The organism is Rhizobium hidalgonense (assembly GCF_005862185.2).
Taxonomy (GTDB): domain Bacteria; phylum Pseudomonadota; class Alphaproteobacteria; order Rhizobiales; family Rhizobiaceae; genus Rhizobium; species Rhizobium hidalgonense.
Map to the genome: position 1 here is coordinate 3,995,601 of NZ_CP054027.1, position 22,055 is coordinate 4,017,655.

23 protein-coding genes are annotated in these 22,055 nt (G+C 62.1%); 13 read left to right on the forward strand and 10 right to left on the reverse strand.

Annotated features, from left to right (window positions below):
* Positions 1-126: 126 nt before the first annotated feature.
* On the forward strand, positions 127-1,089 hold the full coding sequence (gene cysK, locus FFM81_RS19435; protein WP_003570880.1) for a cysteine synthase A: 963 nt from the start codon (positions 127-129) through the stop codon (positions 1,087-1,089).
* A 262-nt stretch (positions 1,090-1,351) separates the two neighbouring features.
* Here the strand turns inward: cysK and FFM81_RS19440 are convergent, their stop codons facing one another.
* The 6 genes from FFM81_RS19440 to FFM81_RS19465 all read right to left on the reverse strand — a co-directional run bounded on the left by FFM81_RS19440 (position 1,352) and on the right by FFM81_RS19465 (position 8,368).
* Positions 1,352-1,825 (reverse strand): nucleoside deaminase, encoded by a 474-nt coding sequence (locus FFM81_RS19440; RefSeq protein ID WP_003570881.1) that lies wholly within the window; start codon positions 1,823-1,825, stop codon positions 1,352-1,354.
* Positions 1,826-1,924: 99 nt separating this feature from the next.
* Positions 1,925-3,457: a YifB family Mg chelatase-like AAA ATPase gene (locus tag FFM81_RS19445; RefSeq protein ID WP_097533709.1), complete on the reverse strand. Its 1,533-nt coding sequence runs from the start codon at positions 3,455-3,457 to the stop codon at positions 1,925-1,927.
* A gap of 180 nt (positions 3,458-3,637) precedes the next feature.
* Positions 3,638-4,585 carry a glutathione synthase gene (gene gshB / locus FFM81_RS19450; RefSeq protein WP_003570884.1) on the reverse strand — a complete coding sequence of 316 codons (948 nt, stop codon included), beginning with the start codon at positions 4,583-4,585 and terminating at the stop codon, positions 3,638-3,640.
* Positions 4,586-4,690: 105 nt separating this feature from the next.
* Positions 4,691-5,713 carry an ABC transporter permease gene (locus tag FFM81_RS19455; RefSeq protein WP_138385392.1) on the reverse strand — a complete coding sequence of 341 codons (1,023 nt, stop codon included), beginning with the start codon at positions 5,711-5,713 and terminating at the stop codon, positions 4,691-4,693.
* Positions 5,697-7,232 (reverse strand): sugar ABC transporter ATP-binding protein, encoded by a 1,536-nt coding sequence (locus FFM81_RS19460; protein ID WP_138385391.1) that lies wholly within the window; start codon positions 7,230-7,232, stop codon positions 5,697-5,699. The genes FFM81_RS19455 and FFM81_RS19460 overlap by 17 nt, the downstream gene beginning before the upstream one ends.
* Before the next feature lie 152 nt (positions 7,233-7,384).
* A complete protein-coding gene (locus FFM81_RS19465; RefSeq protein WP_003570889.1) occupies positions 7,385-8,368 on the reverse strand; it encodes a sugar ABC transporter substrate-binding protein in 984 nt (327 codons plus the stop codon).
* A gap of 332 nt (positions 8,369-8,700) precedes the next feature.
* Between FFM81_RS19465 and FFM81_RS19470 the strand changes: the two genes are divergently transcribed.
* Positions 8,701-9,711, forward strand: coding sequence for a LacI family DNA-binding transcriptional regulator (locus tag FFM81_RS19470; RefSeq protein WP_003570892.1), 1,011 nt, complete (start codon positions 8,701-8,703; stop codon positions 9,709-9,711).
* Between the two features lie 20 nt (positions 9,712-9,731).
* On the opposite strand, the gene FFM81_RS19475 is transcribed toward FFM81_RS19470, so the two are convergent.
* The 3 genes from FFM81_RS19475 to rsmI form a co-directional block, all read right to left on the reverse strand.
* On the reverse strand, positions 9,732-10,235 hold the full coding sequence (locus tag FFM81_RS19475; protein WP_003570894.1) for a cupin domain-containing protein: 504 nt from the start codon (positions 10,233-10,235) through the stop codon (positions 9,732-9,734).
* 113 nt (positions 10,236-10,348) lie between these two features.
* On the reverse strand, positions 10,349-10,717 hold the full coding sequence (locus tag FFM81_RS19480) for a YraN family protein (protein ID WP_003570895.1): 369 nt from the start codon (positions 10,715-10,717) through the stop codon (positions 10,349-10,351).
* Positions 10,707-11,624, reverse strand: coding sequence for a 16S rRNA (cytidine(1402)-2'-O)-methyltransferase (gene rsmI / locus FFM81_RS19485; protein ID WP_037092374.1), 918 nt, complete (start codon positions 11,622-11,624; stop codon positions 10,707-10,709). Before rsmI ends, FFM81_RS19480 begins: the two co-directional genes overlap by 11 nt.
* Before the next feature lie 249 nt (positions 11,625-11,873).
* Between rsmI and dnaN the strand changes: the two genes are divergently transcribed.
* The 8 genes from dnaN to FFM81_RS19525 all read left to right on the forward strand — a co-directional run bounded on the left by dnaN (position 11,874) and on the right by FFM81_RS19525 (position 17,791).
* Positions 11,874-12,992, forward strand: coding sequence for a DNA polymerase III subunit beta (gene dnaN, locus FFM81_RS19490; protein ID WP_003570899.1), 1,119 nt, complete (start codon positions 11,874-11,876; stop codon positions 12,990-12,992).
* Positions 12,993-13,047: 55 nt separating this feature from the next.
* Positions 13,048-13,959 (forward strand): DUF72 domain-containing protein, encoded by a 912-nt coding sequence (locus tag FFM81_RS19495; protein WP_003570901.1) that lies wholly within the window; start codon positions 13,048-13,050, stop codon positions 13,957-13,959.
* Between the two features lie 95 nt (positions 13,960-14,054).
* Positions 14,055-14,654 (forward strand): phospholipid N-methyltransferase PmtA, encoded by a 600-nt coding sequence (gene pmtA / locus FFM81_RS19500; RefSeq protein ID WP_003570903.1) that lies wholly within the window; start codon positions 14,055-14,057, stop codon positions 14,652-14,654.
* Position 14,655: 1 nt separating this feature from the next.
* Positions 14,656-15,237: a histidine phosphatase family protein gene (locus tag FFM81_RS19505; protein WP_003570905.1), complete on the forward strand. Its 582-nt coding sequence runs from the start codon at positions 14,656-14,658 to the stop codon at positions 15,235-15,237.
* Positions 15,238-15,243: 6 nt separating this feature from the next.
* Positions 15,244-15,951, forward strand: a complete 708-nt coding sequence (pyrF, locus tag FFM81_RS19510) for an orotidine-5'-phosphate decarboxylase (protein ID WP_025417574.1) — start codon at positions 15,244-15,246, stop codon at positions 15,949-15,951.
* A 28-nt stretch (positions 15,952-15,979) separates the two neighbouring features.
* Entirely contained in the window at positions 15,980-16,267 is a 288-nt protein-coding gene (locus tag FFM81_RS19515) for a DUF1330 domain-containing protein (RefSeq protein ID WP_025417573.1), read from the forward strand.
* Between the two features lie 112 nt (positions 16,268-16,379).
* Positions 16,380-17,360: a complex I NDUFA9 subunit family protein gene (locus FFM81_RS19520; RefSeq protein WP_003570910.1), complete on the forward strand. Its 981-nt coding sequence runs from the start codon at positions 16,380-16,382 to the stop codon at positions 17,358-17,360.
* Positions 17,361-17,638: 278 nt separating this feature from the next.
* Complete coding sequence (locus FFM81_RS19525; RefSeq protein ID WP_003570911.1) at positions 17,639-17,791, forward strand: hypothetical protein; 153 nt, start codon at positions 17,639-17,641, stop codon at positions 17,789-17,791.
* Positions 17,792-18,027: 236 nt separating this feature from the next.
* Here FFM81_RS19525 and FFM81_RS19530 read toward each other — a convergent pair whose 3' ends face one another.
* Positions 18,028-18,825, reverse strand: coding sequence for an undecaprenyl-diphosphate phosphatase (locus tag FFM81_RS19530; RefSeq protein ID WP_003570912.1), 798 nt, complete (start codon positions 18,823-18,825; stop codon positions 18,028-18,030).
* Positions 18,826-19,054: 229 nt separating this feature from the next.
* Between FFM81_RS19530 and FFM81_RS19535 the strand changes: the two genes are divergently transcribed.
* Genes FFM81_RS19535 through FFM81_RS19545 form a run of 3 tightly spaced genes read left to right on the forward strand, consistent with a single transcriptional unit; the run spans position 19,055 to position 21,786 of the window.
* Positions 19,055-19,747 (forward strand): glutathione S-transferase family protein, encoded by a 693-nt coding sequence (locus FFM81_RS19535; protein ID WP_003570914.1) that lies wholly within the window; start codon positions 19,055-19,057, stop codon positions 19,745-19,747.
* A 12-nt stretch (positions 19,748-19,759) separates the two neighbouring features.
* Positions 19,760-20,917, forward strand: a complete 1,158-nt coding sequence (queG, locus tag FFM81_RS19540) for a tRNA epoxyqueuosine(34) reductase QueG (protein ID WP_003570915.1) — start codon at positions 19,760-19,762, stop codon at positions 20,915-20,917.
* Positions 20,917-21,786 carry an SDR family oxidoreductase gene (locus FFM81_RS19545; protein ID WP_138385390.1) on the forward strand — a complete coding sequence of 290 codons (870 nt, stop codon included), beginning with the start codon at positions 20,917-20,919 and terminating at the stop codon, positions 21,784-21,786. The genes queG and FFM81_RS19545 overlap by 1 nt, the downstream gene beginning before the upstream one ends.
* The last annotated feature ends 269 nt before the right edge of the window (positions 21,787-22,055 follow it).

The window sequence follows — 22,055 nt, forward strand, 5'->3', positions numbered from 1 at the left end:
ACCGGTTTCCAAAGGTTTTTTTCTCCGCACCCCGCCCCGCCGGCGTGAACGCGGTCTAGCCTCTTCAGGCCTTTGACCCTATTCTCCTCCTCGATTTTACGAACAGGATTTCAAAGGGAGGCACTCATGTCGCACAAGCCCGGCCGCGGCCGAATCTATTCCTCGATCACCGAGACCATCGGCAACACGCCGCTCGTGCGCTTTGACAAGCTGGCGCGGGAAAAGGGCGTCGTCGCCAACCTGATCGGCAAGCTCGAATTCTTCAACCCGATCGCCTCGGTCAAAGACCGCATCGGCGTGGCGATGATCGAAAGCCTGGAAGCCCAGGGCAAAATCACCCCCGGGAAAACCGTGCTGATCGAGCCGACTTCCGGCAACACCGGCATCGCGCTCGCCTTTGCCGCCGCCGCCAAGGGCTATCGGCTGATCCTCACCATGCCGGAAACCATGTCGGTCGAGCGCCGCAAGATGCTGGCGCTGCTCGGCGCCGAACTGGTGCTGACCGAGGGGCCGAAAGGCATGAAGGGCGCCATCGCCAAGGCCGAGGAACTGGCAGAATCGCTTCCCGACGCCATCATTCCGCAGCAGTTCGAAAACCCGGCCAATCCCGAAATCCACCGCAAGACGACGGCCGAGGAAATCTGGAACGATACCGACGGCACCGTCGATATCGTCGTCTCCGGCATCGGCACCGGCGGCACGATCACCGGCGTCGGCCAGGTGCTGAAAAGCCGCAAACCCGAGATCCAGATCATCGCCGTCGAACCGGCCGATTCACCGATCCTCTCCGGCGGCAATCCCGGCCCGCACAAAATCCAGGGCATCGGCGCCGGCTTCGCGCCCAAAATCCTCGACACCGGAATCTACGACGAGGTCGTCACCGTCACCAATGACGAGGCTTTCGAACAGGCGCGCCTGGTCGCCAGGCTCGAAGGCGTGCCGGTCGGTATCTCCTCGGGTGCTGCGCTGACCGCCGCCATCAAGGTCGGCAGCCGTCCGGAGAATGCCGGCAAGAACATCGTCATCATCATCCCGTCCTTTGCGGAGCGTTATCTGTCGACGGCGCTGTTTGAGGGGTTGGGGAGCTGAGGTAAAGCTGGCCGAGGCGTTCCCGGTCATTCATATTTGGGGAAGTGTCGGGGCGCTTCGGCGCTCGCCTCAAGCTTTGGCCAACTCCTCTTTCGTCATGCTCGAGCTTGTCCAGAGCATCTGCGCCGGTCACGATCATACGCAGCAGATCCTCGGCACAAGCCGAGGATGACGGCAAGCGAAGAGCGAGTTGCCCGGCACACTGTCCGGGCGCACGCATCACACCTGCCCTTCCTTAATCAATAAGGTCCTGAGGCGAGGCTCAAGCCTTGCCCAGATGCTTCGGCCAGAATTCCTGATGTATTTCGGCGGCTTCGTCTTCGAGGTTCGTCGGGCCAACCACTGTGACGACGCGTGCACCGGTTTGCAAAACCGCCCGGCTCGGCACGTTCAACCCGATCCCGGCGATCTCGCCAAGCCGCGTTTCGGAGCAGGCAAACACCATACGCCCGATGCCCGACCAGTAAATCGCCCCGGAGCACATCGCGCACGGCTCCGTGCTGGTGTAGAGCGTACAGTCGGCGAGAAAAGCAGTGTCGTAGTGCTGCGCCGCCAGTTTAACCAGATTCATCTCGGCGTGGTTGGTCATATCGTGGCCGGTGAAAACGCTGTTTTCAGCGCGCAGGATGACTTCGTCTTCCCTCACCAGCACCGAGCCAAACGGTTCGTCGCCGCGTTCCATGGCGGATTTCGAGAGCGCAATCGCCTCGCGCAAGAACGGCTCGTGGTTTTCCATCAGAGTCCCCCGAAAAAGCTAGAGCCGGATGATTTTGTCTTGAATCGGAGGGATTTCCAAGGGGCGCAATCAGATTCAAGTCGGCGCTTGCCCTTGCCGTTATGCCGCTGCCGTCAGCCTTTCGCCGGCGATCCTGTAAGAAATCGCCTCAGCGAGGTGAAGACGACCCACCGTCGGCTTGCCGTCGAGATCGGCCAAGGTGCGGGCGACCTTGAGGACGCGGTGGTAGCCGCGGGCGGAGAATTTCATTTTTTCGGCGGCGTCGCGCAGAAGCTGCAGGCCGCCGGCGTCGGGTTCGGCGAGTTTTTCGATCATTGATGTGGAGCAGCGGGCGTTGGTGCCGATGCCCTTGGCGCCGGCGGCCTCGAAGCGTTGCTGCTGGATCTCGCGGGCGCGGGCGACGCGCCGGGCGACGTCGGCGCTGGTCTCGGCTGCCATCGGCCGGATCAGATCGGCGGCGGAGACGGCGGGCACGTCGATGCGGATATCGATGCGGTCCATCAGCGGGCCGGAGATGCGGGCCTGGTAATCGCTCATGCAGCGCGGACCGCGGGCGCAGGTGTGGCCGGGTTCACCGGCCATGCCGCAGCGGCAGGGGTTCATCGCCGCGATCAACTGGAATTTAGCGGGATAGGAGACGCGGTGATTGGCGCGGGCAATGACGCATTCGCCGCCTTCGAGCGGCTGGCGCAGCGCATCGAGCGCCTGCGGCGTGAACTCGGGAAACTCGTCGAGGAAGAGCACGCCGTGATGGGCAAGCGAGGCCTCGCCCGGTCGGGCACGCAGTCCGCCGCCAACAAGGGCTGCCATGGTGGCGGAATGATGCGGAGTGCGGAAGGGCCGGCGGTCGGAGAGCTTGCCGCCGGTGAGCTGACCGGCGATCGAATGGACCATCGACACCTCAAGCAGTTCGGCGGCCGAGAGCGGCGGCAGGATCGACGGCAGCCGGGACGCCAGCATCGACTTGCCGGAGCCGGGAGGCCCGACCATCAGGAGATTATGGCCGCCGGCGGCCGCCACTTCGAGCGCCCGCTTGGCGCTTTCCTGGCCCTTGATCTCGGCCAGATCCGGCAGGTTGGCGGCATTGGCGCGGATCGACGCTTCCGGCCGCGTGAGCACCTGGGTGCCACGGAAGTGATTGGCAAGGGCAATCAGGCTGCGCGGTGCGAGAATATTGACCTCGGCGCCGGCCCAGGCGGCTTCGGCGCCGCTTTCAGCCGGGCAGATCAACCCCTTGCCGAGCGCATTGGCGCCGATGGCAGCCGGCAGCGCGCCCGATATGGCAGCGATCGTGCCGTCGAGGTTGAGTTCGCCGACGACGACATAATCCGACAGCGCATCGGCGGGGATGGCGCCAAGGGCGGCCATCAGCGCGAGCGCAATCGGGAGATCGAAATGTGAACCCTCTTTTGGCAGATCGGCGGGCGCCAGGTTGACCGTCACCCGCTTGGCCGGCAGCGCCAAGCCGGAGGCATGAAGGGCCGCCTGCACGCGCTCGCGGCTTTCGGCCACCGCCTTATCGGGCAGGCCGACGATCTGCATGCCGACCTTGCCGGGAGCGACCATGACCTGGACCTCGACCGGCACACCTTCGATGCCCTGAAACGCCACCGTACTGACACGCGCGACCATAGACCCATCCCCTTGCCCACGAATTCTTATATCGCCCACAACCCGTCAGGGCCAGCGGTTGCAATCTGGCATGGAAGCAAGAATAAAGCAAGAATAAAACAAGAACAATCAAGGAACGTAGTCGTATCGCCTGTGACCGAGGTTGTACCCGGTCACAGCGCGTAGGGTCACGCGGCAGGATCAGCCGCGCTTGCGCTCGATCGCATCCCAGAGCAGGCTGGCAATGTCAGCGCCGCCGAACTTTTTGACCTCGCGGATGCCTGTCGGCGAGGTGACGTTGATCTCGGTCATGTAATCGCCGATCACATCGATGCCGACGAGCAGGAAGCCACGCTCCCGCAGCGCCGGGCCGATGCGGGCGCAGATTTCCTGTTCGCGCGCCGTCAGTTCGGTCGCCTCGGCGCGGCCGCCGACATGCATGTTGGAGCGGCTGTCGTGCTCGGCCGGAACGCGGTTGATGGCGCCGGCGAATTCGCCATCGACCAGGATGATCCGTTTGTCGCCCTTGCGCACGTCGGGCAGATATTGCTGGGCGATGAAGGGCTCGCGGAAAAGCTGGCCGAACATTTCCAGCAACGAGGAGAGGTTGCGGTCGTCGCGGGTCGAATGGAAGACGCCGGCGCCGCCATTGCCGTAGAGTGGCTTCAGAATGATGTCGCCCATCTCGTCGCGGAAGCGGCGGATCTCGGCAGCATCCTTGGTGATCAGCGTCTTCGGCATCAGGTCGGCAAATTCGGTGACGAAGATTTTTTCCGGCGAATTGCGCACCCAGGCCGGATCGTTGACGACAAGCGTCTTCGGATGGATGCGCTCGAGCAAATGCGTCGAGGTGATATAGGCCATATCGAAGGGCGGATCTTGGCGCAGCAGCACGACATCCATGGTCGAGAGGTCGACGCGCTCGGGCGCGCCAAGCTCGAAGTGATCGTCCTTGACGTCGCGCAGCAGCATCGGCTCGACGCTGGCAAAGAGTTTGCCGTCACGGAAGCTCAGGCGCTCGGGCGTGTAATGGAACAGCTTGTAGCCGCGCGCCTGCGCCTCCAGGCTCATGGCGAAGGTGGAATCACCTGCAATATTGATGCTGGCGACATGGTCCATCTGGACCGCTACATTGGTGATCTTGGCCATTTCCGTCCCTCGCTGAATGCCGGACAGATGTAGGTCGGCGGGATATCAAACGCAACGGCCAATCGGGGCTTCCGATCGGCCGTTGTTTATGCTCGCATCGGCTGATCAGCGCGTTTCGAGAATGCGCATCAGCCGGCCGCGATAGCTATCGAGAATGACGGCAAGCACGATGACGGCGCCGATAACGATCGGCTTGATATTGTCGTCGGCGCCGAGGAGCTGCAATCCGGTCGACAGCACCTGCAGAATGCATGCACCGACCAGCGTACCGATGATCGAGCCCTTGCCGCCCGAGAGGCTGGTGCCGCCGATGATGACGGCGGCGATGGCGTTCAGCTCGTAGCCGATGCCGGCAACCGGGCTGCCGACATTGAGGCGGAGCAGATAGACCATGGCGGCAATACCGGCGGTCAACCCGGAAATCGTGAAGACGGCGATCTTGTATCGCTTCGGCTGATGTCCCGACAGGCGGACGGCCTCTTCATTGGTGCCGATCGCGAAGACGAAGCGGCCGAAGACGGTGTAGCGCAGCACGAACCAGCCGACCAGCACGACGACGATCGCGATCAGAAAGATCGACGGAAAGACGCCCCAGAAGATCAGGTTGCCGAAATCGACGAAGGGCTGCGGCAGGCCTGTGATCGTCGAATTGTCGCTGACGACACGCGCCAGGCCGCTCGCGACGTTCAGCATGCCGAGGGTGACGATGAAGGACGGCAGCTTCCACTTCTCGCAGATCCAGCCGTTGACGGCGCCGAGCACGGCACCGGTGCCCATCGAGGCCAGGCAGGCGAGAACGATCGCCTGCCATGGCGAAAACGCCGGATTGATCATGATCGTCGCACCGATGACCGTGCAAAGGGCAAGCAGCGAGCCGACGGAAAGATCGATGCCGCCGACGAGGATGACGAAGGTCATGCCGGCGGCCAGCACGGTGTTGATGGCGATCTGCACGAAGATCTTCAGGAAGTTTTCCGGTGTGGCGAAATAGGGCGCCGTCGCCGAGAAAAACGCCAGGATCAGGATGAGGGCAATGGCAACGCCGGCTTCCTTCATCGAGATCCGGAGAAGCTTGTCCCAGACGCTTACCTCTTTCGCCTCAGTCTGTTTTTCAATGTTGGCGGACACGGCTGTACTCCTTGTAGGCGAGCGAAAGGATCCTGCTTTCGTCAAATTGTTCCCGGGCTATTTCACCTGATATCTTGCCGTCGGAGAAAACGATGATGCGATGGCAGATACCCATCAGCTCCGGCAGATCAGAAGAGACGACCAGCACACCTTTGCCTTCGGCAGCGAACTTCCACAGAAGCTCATAGATTTCGGCCTTGGCGCCGACATCGATCCCGCGGGTCGGCTCATCGAAAATCAGCACCTTGGGGCCGCGGAACAGCCATTTGGCAATGACGACCTTCTGCTGATTGCCGCCGGAAAACGTGCGGACGGCCTGATGGATGGACGGGGTCTTGATCCTGAGCTCGCGCACCAGGCGCTGGGCGTGCTCATCCTCGACCTTGCCCAGGATCAAGCCGTTGCGGGAGATCTTGTCGAGAGCGGTGATGGTGGCGTTTTCGGCACAGCTCATATCGAGCATCAGGCCCTGCATCTTGCGGTCTTCGGTTGCCAGGCACAGCCCGGCCGCAACCGCATCCTTGGGCGAATTGATCTCGACCGGCTGGCCGTTCAGGCGGATCTCGCCTGCCGCCTTGAGGTCGGCGCCGAACAGGGCGCGAACCGCCTCGGTGCGGCCGCTGCCGACGAGGCCGGCAATGCCGACGATTTCGCCCTTTGCTACGGAGAAGGAGAGTTCCGGGCTATGCCGTGTCACCTTGAGGCCGGAAACGCCGAGCGCCTCGCCGGATAGCGTGCTGTCGCCTTTGAAAATGCCGTGATCGGAAAGCTTGCGCCCGACCATCAGCTCGACGATCTCGGGGATGCCAAGTCCGGCCAGCGGCCGGGTGATGACGTGCTGGCCGTCGCGCAGCACCGTCACATCGTCGCCGACCTCGAAGATCTCTTCCAGCCGGTGCGAGATGTAGAGGGTTGTGACGCCGCGGCTCTTCAGGCGCTTCAGAATTTCGAAGAGGCGATCGACCTCCTTGGAGGTCAGGGTCGCCGTCGGTTCGTCGAGAACGAGAAGCTTGCTTTCGTAGCAGAGCGCCTTGGCGATCTCGACCAGCTGCAGCTGCGCGACGCTGAGGCGGCTTGCCGGTGTCGTCGGCGCCACGTCGAGGCCGACCTCTTCGAGGAGTTCAGCCGCCCTGGCGTTCATCGCCTTGTAGTTCACCAGGCCGTATCGGCGCGGCAGATGCTCAAACAGCAGGTTTTCAGCCACCGTCAGGTTGGAAAGCGGGTGCAGTTCCTGGTGAATGACCCGGATGCCCGCCTTGAACGCCTCCAGCGGCGAAGACGGATGATAAGGCTTGCCGTCAAACAGGACGTGGCCGTCGTCGGGCCTGAAGACACCGCCGAGCAGATTGATCAGGGTCGACTTTCCGGCGCCGTTTTCACCAAGGAGAACGTGCCCCTTGCCGCGGCCGATCCGTATGGAGACATCCTTGAGCGCCACGACGCCGGGAAAGCGCTTGCCGATCCCCTCCAGCCTCAGGATGTCGTCATCTGCAGTGTCTGACACGGCGACCTCATGCATGGTCTTTTCAATTCGAAATGTTACAGCGTCCTCCACGTGCCGGAAAAGCGCGACGCGCATCCCGGAGGCTTGAGATTAAGCCTCACCCGGAAGGATCGATGCTGCAGCGGTTGGCGCCGGCCGCGGCCGACGCCTCCCTTGCTTGCTGTCGATTATTTCAGATCGGCCGCGGTGACGAGCTTGACGTCGGTCTTGACCCAGCCAGTGAATTTTTCGCCGGCCAGTTCGCGCATGCCATAGTCGATGCCCATGACCGCCATTTGCGCACCATACTGCTCGACGGTGGCAAGCATCTTGCCGTCCTTGATCAGCGGCTGGACGGGCGGAATATTGTCGAAGCCGACGACCTTGATCTTACCGGCCTGGCCGGCGGCATCGAGGGCCTTGACGACGCCGAGGGCCATGGAGTCGTTGGCAGCCATGACACCTTGAATATCCTTATATTTCGTCAGGAAATTCGTCATGACGGTGTTGGCTTCTTCAGTCTCCCAATGGGCGGTCTTGCTGTCGAGAAGCTCGAGCTTGCCCGTCTTGACGGAATCCACGAAGCCTTCCTTGCGCTCCTTGGCATTGTCGGCCTCGGGGTTGCCCTCGAGGATGACGACCTTGGCGCCGGGGCCGAGATCCTTGGCAAGCGCATCGCCCGCAAGCTTTGCCCCTTCCTTGTTGTCAGGCCCGAAGAAGGCGAGATCGATCCCGGCCTTCTTCTTGGCATCGGCATCGAGCGGCACGTCGATGTTGATCACCTTGACGCCAGCCTTGACGGCCTTTGCCAGCGGGGTGGCCATCGCCTTGGAATCGGCCGGAGCCACGACGATGATATCGTATTTCTGAGTGACGAAGTTTTCGACGGCGTCGACCTGCGAGGCAAAATCGCGCTCGTCCTTCATGCCGACGGCCTTGAACTCGAACTTGTCCTTGTTTTCGGCCGCATATTTGTCGGCGCCGGCCTTCATCTGCTTGAAGAACTCATTGGACAGAGACTTCATGATCAGGCCGACTTTCGGCTTTTCGGCAGCAAAGGCTGTTGACACGCTGCCGGACAGCGCCAGCACCAGGGTGCCGGCAAGCCCGAGCTTCAAGGCCGCACGACGCGGCGCACTGATCATGACGGATTCACGCTTAAAATTGGACATTTTTTCCTCCCGAACGGCTCTGGGCTCAGCTCCATCTGAGTTGCCCGCGGCAATGAACCGTTTCCAACGACAAATGGGTAACACGCCTTCAGGAATTGTCAAGCGGCCGAAGGAAGGCGGAGAAGCCACCTTTATGGGCTGGTTCGATTCATATTGACATATGTGTGATGAACCGTTTCCATGTTCGTTCTATAGGTTCCGCTCAGCAGCTTGGACCGTCGAAATCGAGACGCAACCCTTTGACTGGGGAGCTGAAGACCATTAGCTGGAAACTGGATCAGACGCTCGCGGGCGTCTTGCGCAAGCAACGATGAAGGGCAACTATTTCTGTCATGTCAAAGGTCGGGATCAGGGACGTTGCCAAGCTTGCAGGTGTTTCCACCGGCACCGTTTCCAGGGTTTTGAACGATCATCCCTCGGTGACCAAGGACGTGCGGGCGCGGGTCGGAGAGATCATCAAGGACCTGGGTTATCTGCCCGACCCGTCGGCAAGAAGCATGCGCAGCAAGGTCAGCCGCCTGATCGGCATCGTCATTCCGGATCTGACCAACCCATTCTTCTCCGAACTTGTGCAATCGGCGGAGCAGGCGGCGGCCAATCACGGCTATAATATCATCGTCATGACCTCGCTTGATCATGCGGCCAAGGAAGCCGATCGGATCAAGCAGCTGACGAGCAGGAAGGTCGACGGCATCATTCTCGTTCCGAGCAATGATTTCCACACGATCAAGCTGCCCAAGGGATTGCCGATCGTCGTCGTCGACCGTCTGATGCCCGGATATTCCGGCATTGCCGCCGATCACCGCTCTGGCGTTCGTCTGGGTGTCGAGCATCTTCTCAAGCTCGGCCATCGCCGCATCGGCTTCATTTCCGGGCCCGGGCACTCCGTCCCCGCCAATGACCGCCTCAGGGGTTATCTCGACGCCATGGAGCAGGCGGATGGCGGCACGAAAATGGCCGGACCGCCGCTGATTGCCGAGGCGGCTTTCGACTATGAAAGCGGCCGCTCCGCGGGAAATTATCTTCTGGCCCGGGCGCGCAACGAGCGGCCGACGGCGATCTTTGCCAGCTCGGACCAGCAGGCGATCGGCTGCATGCGGGCGGCGCATGATCTGGGAATTCCGATCCCTGCAGCCCTTTCCATCGTCGGCTTCGACGGCATTCCGCTCGCCAGCATGACGACGCCGCGTCTGACGACGGTGAAGCAGCCGATCCAAGACGTCGCCGCCGCCGCGGTCGCCGTTCTGTTGAACAAGCAGACCGCGCCCGAGCTCGACAATCCGATCCTGTTTGCCTGCGAGGTGTTAGAGGGGGAGACGACCGCCCCGCCCCAGCCGGATTAGCGCATAACCGGCAGCGCCGTTCAGGCGGCGATGCCCTGGTTGCCGCCGTTGCGCAGCATGTTGCGGAGGCGATAGGCGATCGCCAAGGGCTTGGGGAAAGGCTTGCGCAGGAAGGCGACCTTGCGGACATAGGTGTCGACCCGCCAGCTCGCCCAGGTCCCGCCCGCAAAAAAGGCGACGTCGCCGGTGCAGAGCGTGCGTTCAGTGCCGTCGTCAGCGGTGATATGGACCTCGCCTTCGAGGATCATCACGGTCTCGTCCCAGCCGAAATACCAGCGGAATTCACCTGATGTGCAGTCCCAGATCGCCGTCAGCGAGGCCTCGTCATGACCGCGCGAATGTTCGCCGGTGCGGGCCTGCGGATTGCCGCTGACGATCCAGTCCGGATTGATCGGCGTCGATTTCATCGGCAAGAGATCGCTCGCATGGGCGACGAAGGATTTCCCGGCCGGCTTCACCACGGCATAAGGCACCGTGCGCGCGGCCATGGCGACCGCACTTGCAAGCATCATCTTCCAGGCCATGAAACAATCCCCAATTGTTATCCCCACCGAGGGCGTAGCAGAGAGGCGTAAGAAGCTGGTTCACACGGGAACTAAAAGTTTAACGATTGGGAAGGCGATCGGTTGAAAGAGGATCAGAAAGCGTCGGGAAAGTGCCGCGGCAGCCGGCCGGGCATAACCGCGACGATATCGTAGCGCTGGGAAAGCCGGGCCTGATCCACTTGCCGGGCAAGCCAGAGATCGCTTGCCGCCCTTATCCGCTTCTGAGCGGCGGCTGAGACGGCGTCGACAGCCGCGGCCTCGCCATGGCGGGCTTTGACCTCGACGAAGACGGCGAGATCGCCTTTGCGGGCAATGATATCGATCTCGCCCAGCCGGGTGCGGTGGCGCAGCGCCAGGATGCGGTACCCCTTCAGCAGCAGAAAGACGGCAGCGACATATTCCGACATCAGGCCGCGGCGCAGCGCCTTCCTTCTCATAGCAGTGAGGTCGCTATCGGCCATCGGCGCCCTTCAACTCCAGCAGCCGCTGGTAGAGCACCTTGCGCGGCAGGCCGGTGAGGCGGGCGGCTTCGGTCGCGGCCTTGGCCGTCGGCATGGTCTTCGAGAGATCGGCCAGGACGGCTTCGACATCGGCTTCAGGCGTTTCCACAGGTTCCGGCGGGCCAACGACGAGGACGATCTCGCCCTTGACGTTGTTCACTTGCTCGTAATGCGCGGCAAGCTCACCAAGCGTGCCGCGGCGGAACTCCTCATAGGTCTTGGTCAGCTCGCGGCAGACGGAGGCGGGCCGCGCGCTGCCCAGCACATCGGCGGCAGCCAGAAGCGTGCCGCCGATGCGATGCGGCGATTCAAAGAAGATCAGCGTCGCGGGAGCTGCGGCAAGTTCACCCAGACGATCGCGGCGGGCCTTGTCCTTGACCGGCAGAAAGCCGGCGAAAAGAAAGGCATCGTTCGGCAGGCCGGAGCCGACAAGGGCTGCGAGCGGCGCGGAGGCGCCGGGAATGGGAATGACGCGGTAACCTGCCGCGATCGCCTGCTGCGCCAGCCGATAGCCGGGATCGGAGACCAGCGGCGTGCCGGCATCGGACACCAGCGCCACCGAGCGACCGGCCTCCAGCGCCTGGAGGAGCCGCGGGCCGGCCTCGTCGGCATTATATTCATGATAGGCGAAGGGGCGGTTCTGGATGCCGTAGCGATCGAGCAGCACACGGGTGACGCGCGTATCCTCGCAGGCGAGCACATCGGCGCCGGCCAAGGTTTCCAGCGCGCGCAGCGTGATATCGCCAAGATTGCCGATCGGCGTGGCAACCAGATACAGCGCCGGCTCCAGCGGCCGCGCCGGCACCGCCATATTGTGCAGGCGGAAACTTCGCCGGGTGGCAGCCTCCGCTGTCGTTTCCTCATTCATGCCATTTGCTTTCCGTCCCGCCGTCATTGCGCCTTTATGGGCGAGCGGCAAGGGTTCGGCAAGGGTTCGGATTTCTGTGAGAATTGCTCTGGAAAACCGCAAATGCAGGCGATCGGCCCTGCATGCCTCTTGCAATCCGATGCTGAAGTCTGCCATTTTGCCCGTCCACTCCCCCGGTCTCAGGCCGGGAAAGCATTCCTCGGGTGCTCGATGCGCCCGGACAGTCACGGTCGAAAGCGGTAGCATTCCATGCGTATTACTATTGAGCGGTCAAACCTGTTGAAATCGCTGAACCACGTGCACCGCGTGGTCGAACGTCGTAACACGATCCCGATCCTGTCCAACGTATTGCTCAAGGCCGACGGTCAGAACCTCGACATGAAGGCGACCGACCTCGACCTCGAAATCACCGAGGCAACGCCGGCAAGTGTCGAACAAGCAGGCGCCACCACTGTTCCGGCCCACCTTCTCTACGATATCGTGCGCAAGCTTCCCGACGGCTCGGAAGTTCTGCTGGCCACCAGCAGCGATGGAGGCTCGATGACCGTGCAATCCGGCCGCTCGAAATTCTCGCTGCAGTGCCTGCCGGAATCGGACTTCCCTGATCTGACAGCCGGTACCTTCACGCACTCCTTCAAGCTGAAGGCGACCGATCTGAAGATGCTGATCGACCGCACCCAGTTTGCGATCTCGACTGAGGAGACGCGGTATTATCTCAACGGCATCTTCTTCCATACGATCGAGAGCAAGGGCGACCTGAAGCTGAGGGCGGTCGCCACCGACGGCCACCGGCTGGCGCGCGCCGATGTCGATGCGCCCTCCGGCTCCGAAGGCATGCCCGGCATCATCATCCCGCGCAAGACGGTCGGCGAGTTGCAGAAGCTGGTCGACAATCCGGAGGTGACGGTGACCGTCGAGGTCTCCGATGCCAAGATCCGCCTGACCATCGGCTCGATCGTCATGACCTCGAAACTGATCGACGGCACCTTCCCGGATTACCAGCGTGTCATCCCCACCGGCAACGACAAGGAAATGCGCGTCGACTGCACGAGCTTCGCCCAGGCCGTCGACCGCGTCTCGACCATTTCCTCCGAACGCGGCCGCGCCGTGAAGCTGGCGCTGTCCGAGGGACAGCTGATGCTGACCGTCAACAATCCCGATTCCGGCAGCGCTACGGAAGAAGTCGCCGTCGGCTACGATACGGATGCGATGGAAATCGGCTTCAATGCCAAATATCTGCTCGATATCACCGCGCAGCTTTCCGGCGAGGAAGCGATCTTCCTGCTTGCCGATGCCGGCTCGCCGACGCTGATCCGCGACACGGCCGGCGACGACGCGCTTTACGTGCTGATGCCGATGCGCGTCTGACGGGAACGAAGGCCGCCCGCCTCCGTTTTTCCTCCTGTCAAAAGCGGAGGATCCGATGATGAAAAAGGCGGGAACGGTGCGCATCGGCGTATCCGGCTGGACCTATGCGCCCTGGCGCGGCCAATTCTATCCGGAAGACCTGCCGCAGAAGCAGGAGCTTTCCTACGCCGCCCGGCACTTCCCGTCGATCGAGATCAACGGCACCTTCTACAGTCTGCAGCGTTCCGAAAGCTTCGGCCGCTGGCGCGACGAAACGCCCGACGATTTCGTCTTCGCGGTCAAGGGACCGCGCTTCATCACTCATATGCTGCGGCTGCGCGGGATCGAGACAGCGCTCGCCAATTTTCTCGCCTCCGGCCTGCTGCGGCTTGGCCCCAAGCTTGGGCCGATCCTCTGGCAATTCCCGCCGAACATGGCCTTCGATGCCGATCTTTTCGAGAATTTCCTGGCGCTGCTGCCGCAGGACCGCGACGCGGCGACCGCCCTCGCCAAGCGGCATGACGGTCATGTCAAAGGCCGGGCCTGGCTTCGAAGCGACGGCGATCAGCCGATCCGCCACGCGTTCGAAATCCGCCACGACAGCTTCGGCTCACCCGCCTTCGTCGAGATGCTCCGGCGACATAATGTCGCTCTCGTCTGCGCCGACACAGTGGAATGGCCATTGCTGATGGATATCACTGCCGATTTCATCTATTGCCGCCTGCATGGTTCCGAACAACTCTATGTCAGCGGCTATGAGGACGAGGCACTCGACCTATGGGCCGAGCGCATCCGCGCCTGGGCAACCGGCGGGGAGCCGAAGAATGCGACGCGGGTGCTGGCGCCGCTCGCCGCGGCCGACAGGGGCCGCGACGTCTATCTCTATTTCGACAATACCGACAAGAAGCTGCGCGCCCCGGTCGACGCCGATCACCTCAGCCAAAGGCTTGCCGACCTCATGCCGCGTTCCGCGCCGAAAGCCGCATGAGTTGTTGACGCCGATGTCCTTGTTGCGAAAATCCTTGTCCCGACAGCGACAAGCAGCATATTAAGACAGTCGATCAACATGCGGATGGGTGGAGAATGCGCTTAAGGGTCAAGGTGAAGGAACAGCTAGGGAAGAGATTCGATGAGGAAATCCGTTTCTTCCGGGGCATGATGCAGGGGCCGAAGACGGTGGGCTCGATTGTGCCGACCTCCTCGATCACCGCCAAGCGCATGGCAAGCGTCATCGACATGCATTCGGGGCTGCCGGTGCTCGAACTCGGGCCGGGCACCGGGGCCATCACCAAGGCGATCCTCGGCCGCGGCGTGAAGCCCGACAATCTGGTCGCGATCGAATATTCGACGGATTTCCACCAGCATCTGCTTCGCGCCTATCCCGGTGTCCACTTTATCAACGGCGATGCCTTCGATCTGAAGACCACGCTGGGTGAATTCGGCGACCGGACGTTCGATTGCGTCATCTCCTGTATTCCGCTTCTGAATTTCCCGATGGCGATGCGCGTCTCGCTGCTCGAAAGCCTGCTCGACCGCCTGCCGGCCGGCCGGCCGGTGGTGCAGATCTCCTACGGCGCGATCTCGCCGATCGCCGCCAATCCCGACCGCTACCACATCCAGCATTTCGATTTCGTCATGCGCAACATTCCACCGGCGCAGCTCTGGATCTACCGGCGCGGCTAAGATGTTCGGGATCTACATCACCCATCCGCAAGTCAAGATCGATGCCAACGTGCCCGTGCCGAAATGGGGGCTTTCCGATCTTGGCGCGGCGCGGGCGCACAAGGCGGTCGAGAGCGGCTGGGCCAGGCAATTGCGGCGCATCATCTCCAGCGACGAGACGAAGGCGATCGAGACGGCCGAAATTCTGGCGGCAGCGTCCGGCGTGACGATCGAGGTCGTCCACGGCATGCACGAGAACGACCGTTCGGCCACCGGCTTCCTGCCGCCGCCGCAATTCGAAGAAGCGGCCGACTGGTTCTTCGCCCACCCGGAAGAGAGCTTCAAAGGCTGGGAGCGCGCCGTCGACGCGCAGGCCCGCATCGTCGACGCGGTGAGGACCGTTCTTGCCACACATGATGCGACAGCCCCGATCGCCTTCGTCGGCCATGGCGGCGTCGGCACGCTGCTCAAATGCCATCTGGCCGGCAGGCCGATCGGCCGCGACCGTGACCAGCCGCCCGGCGGCGGCAATCTCTATGCTTTCGGCCTTGCGGATCTGGCCCTGACATGCGACTGGACACCCATCGAAGACTGGCGGGGGTGAGTTGAAATGGACGCACGCGAGCGGCTGATCGTCGGCCTGGATGTTTCAACGATCGGCGAGGCGGAAAGACTGGTTTCCACGCTCGGTGACGACATTCTCTTTTACAAGATCGGCTATCAGCTGGTCTTTGCCGGCGGCCTCGAATTCGCCCGTGACCTTGCCGCCAGCGGCAAGAAGATCTTTCTCGACATGAAGCTGCTCGACATCGACAACACCGTTGCCTCGGGTGTCGAAAACATTGCCAAAATGGGCATGTCGATGCTGACGCTGCATGCCTATCCCAAGGCGATGAAGGCGGCGGTCGAGGCGGCGGCCGGCTCCGGCCTCTGCCTGCTCGGCGTCACCGTGCTGACCTCGATGGATGCCGAAGACCTGGCTGACGCCGGCTACAGCCAGGATCCGCACAGCCTGGTGCTGCGCCGCGCCGGACAGGCGCGCGCCGCCGGCATGGGCGGTATCGTCTGTTCGGCGGCCGAAGCCGCCGAGGTGCGCGAAATCGTCGGGCCTGATATGGCGATCGTCACCCCCGGCATTCGCCCGACCGGCAGCGACCATGGCGACCAGAAGCGGGTGATGACGCCTTTCGACGCGCTGAAGGCGGGAGCGACGCATCTGGTCGTTGCCCGGCCGATCGTCAAGGCGCCCGATCCGCGAGCGGCCGCCCGCGCCGTGCTCAACGAGATGGTCGGCGCGCTTTGGCCGGCAAACCGCTGACGGAAACCAACGCAAAAGGGAGAAGATCATGGCCAAGGGATACTGGATCGCCCGCGTCGACGTTCGCGATGCCGAGCGCTACAAGGATTATGTGGCGGCGGCCAAACCGGCCTTCGAAAAATACGGGGCGAATTTCCTTGCACGCGGCGGCGCTTTCACCGAACTCGAGGGCACGGCGCGAGCCCGCAACGTGGTGATCGAGTTCCCCTCGATTCAGCATGCGGTCGACTGCTACAATTCGCCGGAATACCAGATCGCCGCCAAAATACGCCAGGAAGTGGCGGATGCGGAAATGGTCGTCGTCGAAGGCGTCTAAGCTGCTCGCATCGCCAAAAAACTGACGGCGCGATAGGCCTTCCCGTCGCGCCGCGATTGGGCTAAGACGGGGACCGTTACAGCATCCCGCCAAGCCTTTCGAGGAACCTGCCATGACCCTTGCCAACCTGCCGCCGCTCGTCACCGTATTCGGAGGATCCGGCTTCGTGGGCAGGCACGTGGTCCGGGCACTGGCCAAGCGCGGTTACCGCATCCGCGTCGCCGTGCGCCGCCCCGATCTCGCCGGCTTTCTGCAGCCGCTCGGCAATGTCGGCCAGATCTCTTTCGTCCAGGCGAACCTGCGTTATCGCAACTCGATCGACCGCGCCGTCGACGGTGCCGACCACGTCGTCAACTGCGTCGGCATTCTGCACGAGACCGGCCGCAACACTTTTGACGCCGTGCAGGAATTCGGCGCACGTGCGGTCGCTGAAGCGGCACGCGGCGCAGGCGCCACGCTCGCCCATATTTCGGCGATTGGCGCCAATGCCAATTCCGACTCCGGCTATGGCCGCACCAAGGGCCGTGCCGAAACAGCAATCCTCTCCGTCAAGCCCGATGCGGTGATCTTCCGCCCGTCGATCGTCTTCGGCCCGGAGGATAGCTTCTTCAACAAGTTTGCCGACATGGCCCGCATGTCACCGGTCCTGCCTTTGGTCGGCGGCGGCAAGACGAAATTCCAGCCCGTCTATGTCGAGGATGTCGCCGAGGCCGTCGCCCGCGCCGTCGACGGTACGGTCGCCGGCGGTAAGATCTACGAGCTTGGCGGGCCCGAGGTGCTGAGCTTCCGCGAATGTCTCGAGATGATGCTGAAAGTGACGAGCCGCAAGAACCCGCTGGTCTCCCTGCCCTTCGGCATTGCGTCGATGATCGGCAGCATCGCCTCGCTGATCCCCTTCATCACGCCGCCGATCACCCCCGACCAGGTGCGTTTGCTAAAGCGCGACAACGTCGTCTCCGCAGAAGCCGAAGCGGAAGGCCGCACGCTGAAGGGCCTCGGGATTGCGCCCACCATGCCGGCATCGGTGCTCGGCTCCTATCTCGTCCACTATCGCCCGCACGGCCAGTACACGGGCACCGGCAAGGCCGCCTGAACAATTTGAACTTTTGAAACAACGCCGTTCGCGCATAACGCGGGCGGCGTTTTCCTTTGTCGCCTCAAGCAAAGCTGGCGCAAGTTTGAAATGTTGTTGTGCCGGTCATGAAGTGCAGTTGCATAAAAGACGCATCGGAAAATTTGTGAAATTAACGCCAAATTTAGCAGGAACATTTATTGCTATTTGCCATTCCACTGACTACCAAACCCGCGCGTCTTCCAACGGACTCAACGCTTGGGATCACGTGCGGCAATCACTGTGAAAGGCATTTCTCGATGGGCAAGTCAATCGCGCTCCTGTTTGCGTGTGCGGCGCTGGTTATCCTTGCAGGCTCCTTCGTTGCGTCCGGTTCGGTCGCAGCGGTCAAGGGCGGATGCTCGCCGGCCTACGGCGTCGATCCTTGCTCGACGGCCTCGATCAGCCATTGACGAGCGGCCGGCTTCAGTGCCGGCCTTAAAAGACAAGCGGCGGGCGGAGCGTCTGAAGCAGGACGTGGCCAAATGAACGCTTGGTCTTGCCGGCTTTAAAAACAGCGGGCGCTTAATTTCTCAATATTGCCTATCTGAAAAATCGGCGGCTGCCGGGAATCGGGCGTTTGCTCGCCAAGTCCGACAGAGCATTTGCATCCGCGCGAGCTGCGCGAATGCAATGCAGTGGGAATGCCTCAGGCGATCAGGCCGGTTGCGGCCATGCCGAGCAGCAGGACGCCGAGAATGATGCGGTAGACGGCAAACAGCGTAAAGCGGTTGCTTCTGATATAGGCGAGCAGCCATTTGACGGCGATGAAGGCGACGATCGTAGACACGACGAAGGCGATGCCGAGTGCGGTCCAATCCTCGTTTGCCGCTCCGCCATCCTTAAACGTCTTCAGCAATTCATAGCCGCTCGCCGCATACATTGTCGGTATGCCGACGAGAAAGGCGAATTCGGTCGCGGCGGCGCGGTTGCCGGTGCCGGCCAGCATGGCGACAAAGATCGTGGCGCCGGAGCGCGAGGTTCCCGGGAAGATGCCGGCAACGATCTGGGCGATGCCGACCAGGATGGCGACGAGCCAGGTGATCTCTTTATGGGGGGCTTTGCGCGCCGCAGCCCATTCGGCAAAGATCATCCAGATACCGCCGATGATCAGCGCCCAGGCGATCGGCGTTGCCGTCTCCGGCAGCTCAAAGCCGAGCTTCTTGACGACGAGCCCGAGGATTGCGGTGATGAGAAAGGCGACGATCAGCTTGGCGGCATAATCGCGATTTGCAGGCTCGTGCCAGCCAAGCACCAGATCCAGCAATCGGCGCCAGTAGATGATTGTGACGGCGAGGATGGCGCCGGCCTGGATGACGATATTGAACATGTCCGACCGGTGGCCGAGCCATTGCTCGGCAATGATCAGGTGGCCGGTGCTCGAGATCGGCAGAAATTCGGTGATCCCCTCGATGACACCGAGAAGTGCGGCATTGATATAATCCATACATTGTCTCCGGTTTAAAATGCGGGCGGGCCTGAGCGCTTGGGCCGATCGGGCCGCCGCTTCCATTCGTTCGTTAGACCGTGTTCGCCATCGTCGGATGGCGTAAAATCCGATTCGCTTGTATTGGCGGGGCCAAGCTCCTATAGCTTCAACCAATGAGTCATGACTAGGGCGCTATAATCGAGCCGCCACACAGTCCTGTAACAGCAATCACAAAGCCCGAGTATCGATGCCCACGCTTTATCATCATCCCATGTCATCCGCATCTCGCTTCGTCCGGCTGATCCTGGCGGAATACGGCTATCAGGCGGATCTGATCGAGGAGCAGACATGGGAAAAGCGCCGGGATTTCCTGGCGCTCAACCCGGCCGGTACGCTGCCGGTCTATGTCGACGACAGCATGCGGGCGCTCTGCGGCGCCACCGTGATTTCCGAATATCTGGACGAGACGCATGGCGTGTTGAAGCGCGACCGGCGGCTGCTCGCCGAGGACCCTTTCCAGCGGGCGGAAATTCGCCGGCTGAGTGAATGGTTCATGCAGAAGATGGAAAACGACGTAACCAAGCCGCTCGCCCGCGAGCGTGTCTACAAGTTGCAGATGACCGCCGATCAGGGCGGCGGAGCGCCGGATTCGAAGATTTTGCGCACGGCCCGCGCGAATATCCGCCAGCATATGCGCTATCTCACCTGGCTTGCCGGCTCGCGCCAATGGCTGGCGGGCGAGCGGATGAGCTATGCCGACCTTGCCGCCGCCGCCTCGATTTCGATCCTCGATTATCTCGGCGAGATCGAGTGGGCGGATGCGCCCGTGGTCAAGGACTGGTATCAGCGGCTGAAATCGCGCCCCTCCTTCCGGCCGATGCTGACCGAGCGGGTGCGTGGCCTGACACCGGTGTCCCATTATGCCGATCTGGATTTCTGACGAGGGCTCTCCATGCCCGAAGCCGATAGAGATGACAAAGAGCGCCGCCGCCGCGACAATTTGACCGAGTTCGTGCGGGCGGAATCTGCCGCCAAGGGCTTCGATCTCTGCCGCATCACGCGTCCGGATGCGATCCCGGAGGCGAAGCAGCGTCTCGGCGAGTTCATCGATGCCGGACGCCACGGGACGATGGAATGGATGGCGGAGACGCGCGACCGGCGTGGTGATCCGCGCACCCTCTGGAGCGATGTGAAATCCGTCGTCGTCTTCGGTCTCAACTACACCCCGGAGGAAGATCCACGCGGCATCCTCGACAAGCCGGAGAAAGCGGCGATCTCCGTCTATGCCCGCAATCGCGATTATCACGACGTCATCAAGGGCCGGCTGAAGGAGATCGCCACGCGTTTTGCGGCGCGGGCCGGCGCCGATGTGAAAGTCTTTGTCGATACGGCGCCAGTGATGGAGAAACCGCTCGCGGCGGCCGCCGGCTTAGGCTGGCAGGGCAAACACACCAACCTCGTCAGCCGCGCCCACGGTTCCTGGCTGTTTCTCGGTACGATTTTCACCACCGCCGATCTTGCCGTCGACGCTGAGGAGACCGATCATTGCGGCTCCTGCCGCGCCTGCCTCGACGCCTGCCCGACGGCCGCCTTCCCGGCGCCTTATCAGATCGATGCGCGGCGCTGCATCTCCTATCTCACCATCGAACACAAGGGGCCGATCGACCCTGAGCTACGGCCACTGATCGGCAATCGCATCTATGGCTGCGACGACTGTCTTGCCGCCTGTCCCTGGAACAAATTCGCAAGTGCGGCCTCCGAGATGAAGCTGCAGGCGCGGGACGATCTGAAGGAGCCGTCCATCGCCTTTCTGCTGACGCTTGACGATGCCGCCTTCCGAGCCTTTTTCAGCGGCTCGCCGGTGAAGCGGATCGGGCGCGATCGCTTCGTCCGCAATGCGCTGATCGCTGCCGGCAATTCCGGCGAGACGGCTCTCATCGCCCAATGTCGCATTCTCGCGGACGATACCTCGCCGGTGGTGCGGGGGATGGCGGTGTGGGCGCTTTCGCGGCTCATGGCGGCTGGCGAATTCTCCGCCCTTGCCGCACAAAGAGCCGGTGAGAGCGATGGCGACGTCCTGAACGAATGGCGGCTGGCGGGAGTGGGTTGATGCATGTGATGATTTTTGGCTGCGGTTTTTCCGGCCTGGCGATCGCCAAGGCCTTCGCCGGCGAAGGCGTGCGCGTTTCCGGCACCACGCGCTCGGCCGACAAGATGGGGGCGCTCCGGCAAAGCGGCGTTGAAGCCTTCCTTTTCGACGGCGAGACCTTGGGCGACGACTTGCGCCGGGCTTTGGGAAGCGTCACCCACCTCGTTCAGTCGATCGCGCCTGGAAAAGGCGACCCGCTGCTGCGGCGGCTGCACGAAGACCGCGCAAGCCTGCCATCCAGCCTAGAATGGATCGGTTATCTCTCCACCGTCGGCGTCTATGGCGATCACAAGGGCGCCTGGATCGATGAGGAAACACCTTGCGTGCCCGTCTCCGGGCGCTCGAAGGAGCGGCTCGAAGCGGAAGAGGGCTGGCTGGCAATAGGCAGGCAGCGTGGAGTGCCGGCGGCAGTGCTTCGCCTTTCCGGCATCTACGGGCCAGGGCGCAACGCCTTCTGCAATCTGCAAAAAGGGACCGCGCGGCGCCTGATCAAGAAGGACCAGGTGTTCAACCGCATCCGAGTCGAGGATATCGGGGCTGCGACCCGCTTTCTGTCGGAGCATGGCCTCTGCGGCATCTATAATGTCACCGACAACAGGCCCGGCCCGCCGCAGGATGTCATCGTCGAGGCGGCACGGCTGATGGGGGTCGAACCGCCGCCGGAACAGGCTTTCGAAACCGCCGAACTGACGCCGATGGCGCGCTCCTTTTACGGCGAGAACAAGCGGGTTTCGAATGCAAAACTCAGGGCCGCCGGCTTCAAATTCGCCTTCCCTGACTACCCGATGTCCCTTGCGCAATTGTGGCAGGACGGACGCTGGCACGGTTAAATCCGCCGCCGCTGCTGGTGACGGGTTATCACCCAAATTGAGTAGGAAATTCCTACTTTCTGCAGTTGGCAGAACAATTCTCGCCGCATATCATGGTTAACGGCCTTTGAATTTGCGCAAATGTGGCGTGAAATATGGCGAAGTCAGAAAAAATATTTCGTGATTTTTGTGAAGGCCGCGACGCTTAAGGCTTCCTCGGAAAAATCATTTGAATTTTAGCTGATTTCATTGCGGTTTTTCCACATCCTGCCATACGCGGCAAATTCTCA